Raw genomic sequence first — 12,558 nt, forward strand, 5'->3', positions numbered from 1 at the left:
TCAGGCCAGCCAGACACTGACCGGCGTGAGGTGCTGGTTCAGCACCAGTGAAACGGGCAGGCTTTCGTCGGCGGCGAGCCGGGCCTGCTGGTACACGGCGAGCTTGCTCGCGCCGCTGAGGGACAGGGCCAGCTCGCGCGTGGCCAGCAGGGCGGGCAGGGTGAGGGTGAGGCGCGCGTGCGGCGCGCGCGACGCTTCGGCCGGGCGCTGCCAGGTGACCGGCCCGCTGCCGTGCAGCGCGCGGGCCAGGCCGGGTGCGCCCGGAAAGATCGAGGCGGTGTGGCCGTCTTCGCCCATGCCGAGCACGGCCAGGTCCATGGGCCAGGGCTGGGTGGCCAGGCGGTGGTTGGCGCCGTCGGCCAGGGCCGCGAGCGCGGCGTCGTCGAGCACGGTGGGCAGGCGATCGAAGAAGGGCACGAAGCGGGCGGCGGCGGCGGCGCCCTGCAGCAGGTGGGTGCGCACCAGGGCGGTGTTGCTCTCGGGGTGATCGTGGGGCACGCAGCGCTCGTCCACCAGCAGCACGCTCACATGGGCCCATTCCACCGGCTGCTCGCGCAGGCGTTCGAACATCGCCACCGGCGACTTGCCGCCCGAGACCGCGAGCACCGCGTGGCCGCGCGCACCGATCGCCTCGCGCAGGCGCTGCGCGGCATGCAGGGCCAGTTGCGCCGCGAGTTCGGCCGCGTTGCGGGCGGGGTGCACCTGCAGCGGGTTGGGTGGGGGGCGGTCGAGCGCGTTCATGGGGTCAGGCTTCTTCCACCCAGGCCGAGCCTTCGCGCGCCATCAGCGCGGACGAGGCCGCAGGGCCCCAGCTGCCGGCGGTGTAGGGGCGGGGCTTCTCGTTCAGGTTGCTCCAGCCTTCGAGGATGGGCTCGACCCAGGTCCAGGCGGCTTCGAGTTCATCGCGCCGCATGAAGTGCGTCAGGCGGCCCTTGATCACGTCCATGAGCAGGCGCTCGTAGGCTTCGGCGCGGCGCGCGCTGAAGGCCGATTCGAGGTCCAGGTTCAGGCTCACCGGGCGCAGGCGCATGCCGCTGCCGGGTTCCTTGGCCATCATCTGCAGCTGCACGTGTTCTTCGGGTTGCAGGCGGATCATCAGGCGGTTGACCGGCTGGCGCGGTGCGTCGGGGAAGATGGTGTACGGCAGGTCGGCGAACTCGATGACGATCTCCGAGCGGCGCTCGGCCATGCGCTTGCCGGTGCGCAGGAAGATCGGCACGTTGGCCCAGCGCCAGTTGTTGATGTGCGCGCGCAGGGCCACGAAGGTTTCGGTCGTGCTGTCGGCGGGCACGTTCGCTTCCTGCAGGTAGCCCGCGGCCTTGTCGCCGTTGGAGGCGCCGGCGGTGTACTGGCCGCGCACGGTGTCGCGCGCCACGTCGGCCTCGGTCATGGGGCGCAGCGAGCGCAGCACCTTGAGTTTCTCGTCGCGCACGGCATCGGGGTCGAGCGAGACCGGCGGCTCCATGGCCACGATGCACAGCAGCTGCAGCAGGTGGTTCTGCACCATGTCGCGCAGGGCGCCGGTGCCGTCGTAGAAACCGGCGCGGCTGCCCACACCGACCGACTCGGCCACCGTGATCTGCACGCTCTTGATGTACGGGCTGCGCCAGAGCGGCTCGAAGATGGTGTTGCCAAAGCGCAGCACCATCATGTTCTGCACCGTCTCCTTGCCCAGGTAGTGGTCGATGCGGAAGGTCTGCCCCTCGCTGAAGTAGCGGCCCACCTCGTCGTTGATGGCGCGCGCCGAGGCGAGGTCGTGGCCCAGCGGCTTTTCCAGCACCACGCGCGAGCGCTCGTCGATCAGGCCGGCGCCGTGCAGGTGGGCGCAGATGCCGGTGAACAGCGTGGGCGCGGTGGCGAGGTAGTACACGCGGTCCGAGCCCGGTTGCAGCGCGCCGGCCAGGGCGGCGAAGTCGGCCGGCTGCGTGGCGTCGAGGCACACGTAGCCCAGGCGCGCCACGAAGCCTTGCCAGGCGGTCTCGTCCAGCGTCTCGGGGGGGATGAAGCCGCGCACCTTCTCGTGGATGAAGGCGGTGAAGGTCTCACGGTCCCAGGGCTGGCGGCCCAGCGCGTGGATGCGCGTGGCCTCGGGCAGGTTGCGGTGCAGGTGCGCCATGTAGAGCGCGGGCAGCAGCTTGCGCACCGAGAGGTCGCCCACACCGCCGAAGATCACCAGATCGAGCGGTTCGGCGGGAGTGGGGGCGGGATTCGTTGTGACCATGATCTAATTTAGTTACTTGTGATTTTGGATTTTATTGTAATCAAGTTACATGGCGGGTTCTTTTCACCCGGCCACGCCTGACCTTACCGCGATGCCCCGCGCCGTGCACGCGGAAAACGTGTCAGGTGGTGAGCGCGGGCTGCAGGCCCGAGGCGGTGAGGTGCAGCACGCGGTGCGCGCGCGCCGCGGCCGCGCGGGAGTGCGTGACCAGCACGAGCGCCGCGCCACTCTCGGTGGCCTGTTGCTGCAGCACGTCCATGACCTGGGCGGCGGTGCTGGGGTCGAGGTTGCCGGTGGGCTCGTCGGCCAGCAGCAGGCCGGGGCGGTGCACGAGCGCGCGCGCGATCGCCACGCGCTGCAACTGGCCACCCGAGAGTTCGGCCGGCAGCCGCGCACCCAGCCCGCCCAGGCCCACGGCGTCGAGCATCTGCTGCACGCGCGCCGGGTCGGGGCGGCCCAGCAGCAGCAGGGGCAGGCCGACGTTCTGCGCCACGTCCAGGTGCGGCAGCACGTGGAAGGCCTGGAACACGAAGCCCAGGTGCTCGCGCCGCCAGTGCGCGCGCTGCGTCTCGTCGAGCGTGCCGAGGTCCACGCCCTGGTGGGTGATGTGGCCTTCGCTCCAGTCGTCGAGCGCGGCCAGGCAGTTGAGCAGGCTGGACTTGCCCACGCCCGACTCGCCCACGATGGCGACGAACTCGCCCGGGGCCACGCGCAGGCTCACCTGGCTGAACACGGGCGTGTCGCCGTAGCGCTTGCCGAGTTCGTGGACCACCAGGGCCGGCGTGCTCATGCGGCCGGGCCCAGCAGGGTGTCGACGGTGTGCAGCACCTGGGCCAGCGCGTCGGGCGCGTCGCAGGCGATCACGCGGCGCTGCGGCATGGAGCGCAGCCAGGTGAGCTGGCGCTTGCCGAGCTGGCGGGTGGCGAAGATGCCGAGGTCGCGCAGCTCGGCGAGCTGTTCGCGCGTGAGCGCGTCGCCATGGGCCTGCAGCATGTCCCAGGCCTGGCGGTAGCCCACGCAGCGCATGGACGGCAGCTCGGTCGAGAGGTCGCCGCGCGCGCGCAGCGCGCGCACCTCGTCGAGAAAACCGGCGGCAAGCATGTCGTCGAAGCGCTGGGCGATGCGCGCGTGCAGCCAGGCGCGGTCCTGCGGTTCAAGCGAGATCAGGTGCTCGGGTGCGAGCGGGCTGTCCGGGTTGTGGGTGCGGCCGGTCTGGAAACTGGAGATCGGTCTGCCCGACACCTCGTGCACCTCCAGCGCGCGCTGGATGCGCTGCGAGTCGTTGGGTGGCAGGCGCGCGGCGGTGGCCGGGTCCACGCGAGCGAGTTCGGCGTGCAGCGCGGGCCAGCCCAGTTCGAGCGCGCGCGCTTCGATGCGTTCGCGCACGCGGGCGTCGGCCTGGGGCATCTCGTCCAGGCCCACCAGCAGGGCCTTGAAATACAGCATGGTGCCGCCCACCAGCAGCGCGGTGCGGCCGCGCGCGGCGATCTCGTCCACCAGGCGCGTGGTGTCGCGCACGAAGTCGGCGGCGCTGTAGCTCTGCAGCGGGTCGAGGATGTCGATCAGGTGGTGCGGCACCAGGGCGCGTTCTTGCGCGCTGGGCTTGGCGCTGCCGATGTCCATGCCGCGGTAGACCAGGGCCGAGTCGACGCTGATGATCTCCACCGGCCAGCGCAACGCGATGGCCAGCGAGGCCGCGCTCTTGCCGCTGGCCGTGGGGCCGGCGAGTGCGATGCAACGGGGAGCGACTGGCATGGTGAGGGGTGTCAACGGGCCGGTGTGCTCACGCGCTGCGGCGCGGTGTGCGCCTCGCCATGGCGCTGCACCAGCGTCCAGGCCACGAGGGCGATGAGCACGCTCCAGAACCACAGGCCATTGGTCAGCGGCAGCACCGAACCGCGCCCTTCACCGATGCCGGCCAGGCTCACACCGAGCCAGCCGCCCATGGCGAAGGCGGTGACCATCGACAGGAAACCGCTGAGCGCCGAGGCCGCGCCAGCGGCCTGCGGAAACGGTCCCACCGCGCCGCTCTGGCCGCAGGGCTGGTGCACACCGTGCGCGAGCATGAAGAGCCAGAACGGCACCAGGATGGCCCAGGTGTTCTGCACGCCCAGCAGCCCCAGGACGCCCATGCTGGTGCCGGCGGCCAGCGTGATGACCCCGGCCACGGCCACCGTGCGGCGCAGGCCCAGGCGCGGCAGCAGCTGGCGGCACAGGAAGGTGCCCAGAATGTAGACGAGTGACATGCTGAACATCACCACGCCATAGGCCGTGGTGGACAGGCCGAGCACGCGGATGAACACGAAGGACGAGGCCGCGAGAAAGGTGAACAGGCCGCCGTAGGACGCGGTGGACAGCAGCGCGAAGGCCCAGAACGTGGGGTGGCGCGCGATCTGCACCCAGTTGCTGAACAGGGTGCCGGGCGAGAGCGCGCGCGGGTTCTTCTGAGCGAGGGTCTCTTCGAAACGCAGGGCCACGACCAGCAGGGTGATGGCGCCGAACACCGCGAGCGCCATGAGCGAGACGCGCCAGCCGAACAGGTCCGACAGCAGGCCGCCGGTGGGCGACGCGGCACAGGCGATCACGCCCAGGCCGGTGAGGCCCTTGGACATGACGCGCGCGCCTTCGCTGGGTGCGTACAGGTCGCGCACGATGGCGCGTGCACACATCACGCCCGCGCCCATGGCCGCGCCCTGCACCGCGCGCCAGACGATGAGCTGTTCCATCGACGGCGCGAAGGTGCTGCCGATGGATGCCGCGACGAAGGCGCCCATGCCCACCAGCAGCACGGGCCGGCGGCCGAAGCGGTCCGAGAGCGGGCCCCACACCAGCTGCGACAGGCCGAAACACAGCAGCAGCGCGGTGAGCGTGAGCTGGGCCTGCGACATGGGCGCGCCGAAGCCGGTGGTGAGCGCCGGCAGCGCGGGCAGGTAGAGATCGGTGGCGATGGGTTGCAGACCCAGCAACAGGGACAGCACCAGCACGATCAGGCCGGGCGACATGGCGGAAGAAGGGGGCGGGGCGGGCATCCGGTCGAGGGTAGCAGAACACCCCGGCCGCGGCGCCGCGCGCGGGTCTACTTCTCGACCACCTTGAGGGTGTCTGCGGCGTCGTCGCGCATGCCGAACAGGCTGGAGAGCGCGGCGCGGTACTGCGCCTGCCCGACCGAGTTGGTGTTGTGGTGCGAGCCGCCTTCGACCAGCACGAACGCCTTGCGGCCCTTGGCAGCCTCGTACAGCCTGCGGCCCAGCTCGGGCTGGATCAGGCGGTCGTCCCCGCCATGCACCACGAGCAGCGGCGAGCCGATCTCGGGCACGCGCTTGACGGCCTCGAAGCGCTGCGTGATCAGCAGCGAGATGGGCAGCCAGCCCCATTTGAAGGTGCTCACCACGTCGGGGATGGAGGTGAAGGTGCCTTCGACCACGGTGCCGGCCTCGTCGTCCACCTGAGCCGCGAGTTCGATGGCGATGGCGCCGCCCAGTGAATGGCCGAAGATGTAACGGGGGCGGCCAGGGTACTTCTCACCGAGCCAGTCCCAGGCCGCGCGGGCGTCTTCGTAGGCGGAGGTTTCGGAGGGCAGCTCGTTGGTGCTCTTGCCGAAGCCCCGGTAGTCGATGGCCAGCACCGAGAAACCCAGGTCTTCCATGCGCCGGGCGCGGAAGGCCGAGCCGGTGACGTTGAAGCGCGCGCCGTGCAGGTAGAGCAGCACGGGCGCGTCCTTGCGGCGCTCGAAGTTCTCGTGTGCCGCCCACAGGCCATGCAGCTTGACCGGCTTGCCGGTCTTGGGGGAGTCGAAATCGATCCACACGTCGTCCATGCCCTCGGCGGCGCTGAGGCCGCCGGCCCAGGTGCGGTCGGAGGGCTGGAAGATCCAGAAGCGCTGCTTCTCATCCAGTGTGGCGCACCCGGCCAGCAGGGCCAGGGCGGCGAGCAGGGTGACAATGAGGCGCTTCATGGCGGTAATGGATGCACCAGAAGGGGAAAAAGTTCAGGTACTTTCCACCTTCCGCAGGTTCCATGCCACACCGCCGGGCCCTTGCACAGTGTGTGCGTGGCGCACATCACGCCGAGCGCCAGGCCCATGCAACCAGAGGCACCGAGGGTCCGGCTTCGCCGGCCCCAGGTGCCGTCCCCCTTCAGGGGGAAGCCGCGTCAGCGGCGCAGGGGGTGCTCTAGATGACGCCCTGGGCGAGCATCGCGTCGGCCACTTTGACGAAGCCGGCGATGTTCGCGCCGTCCACGTAACTCACCGTGCCGTCGGCGCGGCGGCCGTGCAGCAGGCAGGCTTCGTGGATGCCGCGCATGATGGTGTGCAGGCGCGCGTCGACCTCGTCGCGCGGCCAGGACAGGCGCATGGCGTTCTGGCTCATCTCCAGGCCGGAGGTGGCCACGCCGCCGGCGTTGCTGGCCTTGCCGGGCGCGTACAGCACGCCGGCTTCCTCGAAACGCTGCACCGCCTCCATGGTGGTGGGCATGTTGGCGCCCTCGGCCACGCAGATCACGCCGTTGCGGATCAGGGTGGCCGCGTCCTCGGCGTTGAGCTCGTTCTGCGTGGCGCAGGGCAGGGCCACGTCCACCGGCACGGCCCAGGGGTTCTTGCCAGGCTCGAAGCGCGTCTTGGTGCGCTCGGCATAGTCGCTCACGCGGCCGTAGAGGTGGTTCTTCACCTCCATCAGCTCGGCGAGCTTGGCGGGGCTGAAGCCGTCTTCATCGATCACGGTGCCGCTGGAGTCGGAGACCGTGACCACCTTGGCGCCCAGCGCCATGGCCTTTTCCACCGCGTACTGCGCCACGTTGCCCGAGCCGGACACGCTCACGCGCAGGCCCTGGAAGCTCATGCCGCGCTGCTTGAGCATCTCTTCGGCGAAGTACACCGTGCCGTAGCCCGTGGCCTCGGGGCGGATCAGCGAGCCGCCGAAGGACAGGCCCTTGCCGGTGAAGACGCAGTCGGCGCGGTTGCTGAGCTTTTTCATCATGCCGGCCATGAAGCCGACCTCGCGCCCGCCCACGCCGATGTCGCCGGCCGGCACGTCCGTGTCGCTGCCGACATGGCGGAACAGCTCGCTCACCAGGGCCTGGCAGAAGCGCATCACCTCGCCCGGGCTCTTGCCCTTGGGGTCGAAGTCGGAGCCGCCCTTGCCGCCGCCCATGGGCAGCGTGGTCAGCGCGTTCTTGAAGGTCTGCTCGAAGGCCAGGAATTTCAGGATCGACAGGTTCACCGAGGGGTGGAAGCGCATGCCGCCCTTGTAGGGGCCGATGGCCGAGCTGTGCTGGATGCGGTAGCCGCGGTTGACCTGCACATCACCGTGGTCGTTGACCCAGGAAATGCGGAACATCACCACGCGCTCGGGCTCGACCAGGCGGTCCAGCAGGCCGTGTTCGGCGTACTTGGGGTGGGCGGCAATGAAAGGCCAGAGGCTTTCCATGACCTCCGAGACGGCCTGGTGGAATTCGGGTTGACCGGGGTTCTGCTGCGCGACGTGTTCGAGGAAATGGTGGGCCGAGGTGTATTTCATGTGTCTCATGCTTTAAAAAAGTGCATGAGATTATGCGCAACCTGCATTTCGTGACGCAAAACGCCCTGTTTTGGCGCGACGGACGATGGACGTCCTCCGCGTTTACCCGAGGGTCTCGCCTGCTTTTGGTGCGGAAAAGCGGTCGCGCGTCAGCGGCCGCGCAGAAACAGGGCGTCCAGTTCCTTCATGCCCATCTGCCGCCAGGTGGGGCGGCCATGGTTGCACTGGTCGGAGCGCTCGGTCACTTCCATCTGGCGCAGCAGCGCATTCATCTCGTCCAGCGTGAGGCGCCGGTTGGCGCGCACCGCGCCGTGGCAGGCCATGGTGGCCAGCAGTTCGTTGCGGGCGCGCTGTACCACGGTGCTGGCCTCGTGCTGGCCCAGCTCCGCGAGCACGCTGCGCGCGAGTTCCACCGGGTCGCCCTGGGCCAGCGTGGTCGGCACGGCGCGCACGGCCAGCGTTTTGGGCGAGAGGGCGGTGATCTCCAGGCCCAGCGTGGTCAGCACCTCGGCGCCGTCCTCGGCGGTGGCCACCTCGTCGGGGGTGGCGGAGAAGGTGGCCGGGATCAGCAGCGGCTGGCTGGCCAGCTGCTGCTCGTCGAGCTGCTGCTTGAGCCGCTCGTAGACGATGCGCTCGTGGGCCGCGTGCATGTCCACGACCACCAGACCGTGCGCGTTCTCGGCCAGGATGTACACGCCCTGCAGCTGCGCGATGGCGCGGCCCAGCGGCCAGTCGCCCTCGGGCAAGGCCTGGGGTGGCGCAGGGTCGGCGCTGCGCGCGGGCGGGGCCCAGGCATTGGCATTGGCGTTGATGCTGGCCGTGGTCGGGGGGGGCGCGGCCGGCGCGGTGGCCCACAGGGCCCCCACGTCGCTCACGCGGTGGCCCACCTCGGGCTCGCGCGGCGCGAATGCAAACGGGGCCTGCCTGGTCGGAGGGGTCCAGGCCGGGGCGGCGGGCGCGGCCACCGGCATGGGGGCCGCATCTGCTGCGCTGTTGCCCGAGCGGGGTACCGCGAGCGCGGCTTCCACTGCATGGTGCACGCCCTGGTGCACCTCGCGGCTGTCGCGGAAGCGCACCTCGATCTTGGTGGGGTGCACGTTCACATCCACGCGCGTGGGGTCGAGTGAAATGAACAGGGCGTAGACCGGCTGGCGGTGGCCGTGCAGCACGTCTTCGTAGGCGCTGCGCGCGGCGTGGGTGATGACCTTGTCGCGCACGTAGCGACCGTTCACGTAGGCGAACTGCCAGTCAGCGCGCGAGCGCGCGGCGTCGGGCACGCCGGCGAAACCCCACACGCGCAGGCGCTGCTGGCCGTTGGCCACCAGGACGGGGGCCTCGATGGGCCAGTCCACCGCCACCGCCTGTGCCACGAAGTCCTCGCCCAGCACATCGGCCAGGCGCTGGCGCAGCGCGGCGATGCCGCTGTCGCCGGCCACTGCGCGCCATTGCGCCACCAGCTTGCCCTCGTGCCAGATGGCAAAGCCCACGTCGGGCCGGGCCAGCGCGTGGCGGCGCACGGCCTCGATGCAGTGGGCGAGTTCGGTCGCGTCGGTCTTGAGGAACTTGCGCCGAGCGGGTGTGGCGAAGAACAGTTCGCGCACTTCCACCGTGGTGCCGGGGGCGCGGGCGGTGGGCTGCAGCTCGCCGCTGCGGCCGTCGAGCAGCCAGCCGTGGGGCTCATCGGGGGTGTCCACGCGCGTGAGCAGCGAGACCTCGGCGATCGAGCAGATGGCGGCCAGCGCCTCGCCGCGAAAGCCCATGGTGCCCACCGACTCTAGGTCGGAGAGGCTGGCGATCTTGCTGGTCGCATGGCGCTTGAGCGCGTGGGGCAACTCGCTGCGCAGGATGCCGCAGCCGTTGTCCTCCACACTGATGAGCCGCACGCCACCGGCCTGCAGCCGCACCGTGATCTGCGTCGCGCCGGCGTCCAGCGCGTTGTCCACCAGTTCGCGCACCACCGAGGCGGGCCGCTCGACCACTTCGCCCGCGGCGATCTGGCTGATCAGCTCATCGGGGAGTTCGCGGATGGGGCGGCGGGGGAGGGGGGGAAGACTTGTCACGGGCAAATTGTAGGCCGCAGGGATAATGCCCCCACCATGGAAATCGTTACCTTCCTCATCGACTTCATCCTGAATGTGGACCAGCACCTTCAGGCCTTCGTGCAGACCTACGGGGCCTGGGTGTATGCCCTGCTGTTCCTGATCATCTTCACCGAGACCGGTGTGGTGGTGATGCCCTTCCTGCCCGGGGACTCGCTGCTGTTCGTGGTGGGCGCGCTGTGCGGTGTCGGCCTGATGAGCCTGCCGCTGGCGATGGCGCTGCTGGTCATCGCCGCGATCCTGGGCGACCAGACCAACTACACCATCGGCCGCTACTTCGGCCCCAAGGTGTTTCAGTGGGAGAACTCGCGCCTGTTCAACCGCAACGCCTTCAACCAGGCGCACGCCTTCTACGAGAAGTACGGCGGCATCACCATCATCCTGGCGCGCTTCATGCCCTTCATCCGAACCTTCGCGCCCTTCGTGGCCGGCGTGGCCGAGATGACGCGCGTGAAGTTCACCGCGTACAACGTGATCGGCGCGCTGATCTGGGTGGTGGGCCTGACGACGGCGGGTTACCTGTTCGGCAACCTGCCCTGGGTGCAGGAGAACCTGAGCATGATCATCTGGGCGCTGATCATCGTGCCCGGCCTGATCGCGGTCTTTGGCGCCTGGAAGGCCAGCCGCGAGGCCAAGCGCAACCCGGCCTGAGCCTCGGTCACGAGGGCAGGCCGCCGCCATCGGCGTGCAGCTCGAAGACCAGGTTGCGCAGCCACTGGTTGGCCGGGTCCTTGTGGTACTTCGCGTGCCAGAACAGGTTGATGGCGATCTTCGGCAACTCGACCGGGTGCGGCAGCTGCCGCAGGCCGAACGGCTGGACCATGCGCTCGGCCAGGCGCTCGGGCACGGTGGCGATCAGGTCGGTCGATTGCAGGATGTGGCCGATGGCCACGAAATGAGGCACCTTGAGCTTCACCCGCCGCCGTGGTGAATGGTTATCGAGGATTTCATCGACCTGACCGTGGCCCGTGCCCGCCGACACGACAGCCAGGTGGTCGGCCGCAAAAAAATCACTGGTCTTCATGCGCTTGAGGTCCAGCCGGTGGCCCTGCCGGAACAGGCAGACGTAGCGCTGTTCGAACAGGCGGCGCTGGAAGAACCCGGCCTTGAGCTGGGGCAGCAGGCCGATGGCCAGGTCGATCTGGCCCGCTTCCATGGCGTCGCGCAGGTGCAGGCCGCTGTTGCGCACCGTGCTGATGGTGACACCGGGCGCCAGCTGCTGGATGCGCTGCATCAGCTGCGGCAGGAAATAGATCTCGCCGATGTCGGTCATGCCGATGGAGAAGCTGCGCTGGCTGGTGGCGGGGTCGAAGCTGCTGCGCGCGTTCACCGCGCTGTGGATCATGCCCAGGGCATAGCCGACCGACTCGGCCAACTGCTCGGCGAAGGGCGTGGGCTGCATGCCCTGCGCGGTGCGCAGGAACAGCTCGTCGTCGAACAGCTTGCGCAGCCGGGCCAGGGCGTTGCTCACGGCGGGCTGGCCCAGGCCGAGGTTCTCGGCGACCCGGGACACCTTGCGTTCGGTCAGCAACTGGTTGAACACCACGAGCAGGTTCAGGTCGATGTCTTCGAGCTTCATGGGGCGTCTTCGGTCAGTTCATCAATATTGATTTGAATGATATTTTGAATTGATGCCATTGCATTGACTGATTTTCCTGGGGCGATGATCATCGCCGCCATCGCTCCCCACGAGCGCCGATAACCACAAAGACGAGACAAGCCCCCATGGACATCCACGTACGCCCGTTGCAGCGCACCCTGAGCGTCGAGGCCGGGGTGAACCTGCTGGATGCGCTCCGGGCCCACGACATCCCGGTGTCGTACAGCTGCATGGCCGGCCGTTGTGGCACCTGCCGTTGCAAGGTGGTCTCGGGTCAGGTGCTGGCGTCGGGCCGCGAGCAGCGGCCGCCCCAGGCGAACGAGGACGAGGGCTGCGTGCTGGCCTGTCAGACCTTTGTCACCGAGTCCTGCACCATCGAGATCCCCGAGCCCGACGAGGTGGTGGTTCACACCGCGCGCATTGTCAAGGCCACCGTGGTGGCGATCGAGGCGCCCACGCACGACATCCGGCGCCTGCGGCTCAAGCCCGCCAAGCCGATCGAGTTCTCCCCCGGGCAGTACGCGCAGCTGCAGTTCACGCCCGACCACATCCGCCCGTATTCCATGGCAGGCCTCTGCACCGACGGTGAGCTGGAGTTCCATGTGCGCTGCGTGCCCGACGGCCGCGTGAGCGGCTACATCAAGAACCAGCTGAAGGTGGGCGACGCGGTGCGCGTGAGCGGCCCGCTGGGCGCGGCCTACCTGCGCCGCAAGCACACCGGCCCCATGCTGTGCGTGGCCGGCGGCACCGGGCTGGCGCCCATCCTGTCCATCGTGCGCGGCGTGGTGGCGGCCGGCATGCACAGCCCCATCCACCTGTACTTCGGTGTGCGCTCCGAGCGCGACGTCTATGGCCTCGACTGGTTGGACGAGCTGCGCCAGCGGTACCCGAAGCTGCAGGTCCACACCGTGCTGGCGTCCGGGACGGCGGCGGGTTGTCGCACCGGTCTGGTCACCGACGCCATCCGGCAGGACTGGCGCGACCTGGCCGGTTTCCGCGCCTACCTCTGCGGCGCGCCGCCGATGGTGGAGGCCACCTCGATGCTGATCCGCCAGATGGGCGTGTTGCCCGAACAGATTTACGCCGACGCTTTCTACGCCAGCGGCACCTAAGGAGACCCCC

11 protein-coding genes are annotated in these 12,558 nt (G+C 69.4%); 2 read left to right on the top strand and 9 right to left on the bottom strand.

Features of this window, described 5'->3' with window-relative positions; all coding sequences use genetic code 11:
* The 8 genes from pgl to mutL all read right to left on the bottom strand — a co-directional run bounded on the left by pgl (position 1) and on the right by mutL (position 9,797).
* Positions 1 to 741, bottom strand: coding sequence for a 6-phosphogluconolactonase (gene pgl / locus ACODTB_RS20735; RefSeq protein WP_291113083.1), 741 nt, complete (start codon positions 739 to 741; stop codon positions 1 to 3).
* Between the two features lie 4 nt (positions 742 to 745).
* A complete protein-coding gene (gene zwf / locus ACODTB_RS20740) occupies positions 746 to 2,221 on the bottom strand; it encodes a glucose-6-phosphate dehydrogenase (protein WP_291113085.1) in 1,476 nt (491 codons plus the stop codon).
* A 121-nt stretch (positions 2,222 to 2,342) separates the two neighbouring features.
* Positions 2,343 to 3,011 carry an ABC transporter ATP-binding protein gene (locus ACODTB_RS20745; RefSeq protein WP_291113087.1) on the bottom strand — a complete coding sequence of 223 codons (669 nt, stop codon included), beginning with the start codon at positions 3,009 to 3,011 and terminating at the stop codon, positions 2,343 to 2,345.
* Positions 3,008 to 3,976 (bottom strand): tRNA (adenosine(37)-N6)-dimethylallyltransferase MiaA, encoded by a 969-nt coding sequence (miaA, locus tag ACODTB_RS20750; protein WP_291113089.1) that lies wholly within the window; start codon positions 3,974 to 3,976, stop codon positions 3,008 to 3,010. The genes ACODTB_RS20745 and miaA overlap by 4 nt, the downstream gene beginning before the upstream one ends.
* A gap of 11 nt (positions 3,977 to 3,987) precedes the next feature.
* Positions 3,988 to 5,250, bottom strand: coding sequence for a multidrug effflux MFS transporter (locus ACODTB_RS20755; RefSeq protein ID WP_291113091.1), 1,263 nt, complete (start codon positions 5,248 to 5,250; stop codon positions 3,988 to 3,990).
* A gap of 47 nt (positions 5,251 to 5,297) precedes the next feature.
* Complete coding sequence (locus ACODTB_RS20760; RefSeq protein ID WP_291113093.1) at positions 5,298 to 6,176, bottom strand: alpha/beta hydrolase; 879 nt, start codon at positions 6,174 to 6,176, stop codon at positions 5,298 to 5,300.
* Positions 6,177 to 6,393: 217 nt separating this feature from the next.
* On the bottom strand, positions 6,394 to 7,737 hold the full coding sequence (gdhA, locus tag ACODTB_RS20765; RefSeq protein WP_291113095.1) for an NADP-specific glutamate dehydrogenase: 1,344 nt from the start codon (positions 7,735 to 7,737) through the stop codon (positions 6,394 to 6,396).
* A gap of 149 nt (positions 7,738 to 7,886) precedes the next feature.
* Positions 7,887 to 9,797: a DNA mismatch repair endonuclease MutL gene (gene mutL, locus ACODTB_RS20770; protein ID WP_291113097.1), complete on the bottom strand. Its 1,911-nt coding sequence runs from the start codon at positions 9,795 to 9,797 to the stop codon at positions 7,887 to 7,889.
* Positions 9,798 to 9,833: 36 nt separating this feature from the next.
* On the opposite strand from mutL, the gene ACODTB_RS20775 reads away from it, so the two are divergent.
* Positions 9,834 to 10,487: a DedA family protein gene (locus ACODTB_RS20775; RefSeq protein WP_291113099.1), complete on the top strand. Its 654-nt coding sequence runs from the start codon at positions 9,834 to 9,836 to the stop codon at positions 10,485 to 10,487.
* Positions 10,488 to 10,494: 7 nt separating this feature from the next.
* Here ACODTB_RS20775 and ACODTB_RS20780 read toward each other — a convergent pair whose 3' ends face one another.
* Entirely contained in the window at positions 10,495 to 11,415 is a 921-nt protein-coding gene (locus ACODTB_RS20780; RefSeq protein WP_488929703.1) for a LysR family transcriptional regulator, read from the bottom strand.
* A gap of 146 nt (positions 11,416 to 11,561) precedes the next feature.
* Here ACODTB_RS20780 and ACODTB_RS20785 point away from each other — a divergent pair, with 146 nt between their 5' ends.
* Positions 11,562 to 12,548 (top strand): 2Fe-2S iron-sulfur cluster-binding protein, encoded by a 987-nt coding sequence (locus tag ACODTB_RS20785; RefSeq protein ID WP_291113103.1) that lies wholly within the window; start codon positions 11,562 to 11,564, stop codon positions 12,546 to 12,548.
* The last annotated feature ends 10 nt before the right edge of the window (positions 12,549 to 12,558 follow it).

This window comes from Hydrogenophaga sp. FG152 (assembly GCF_057809615.1).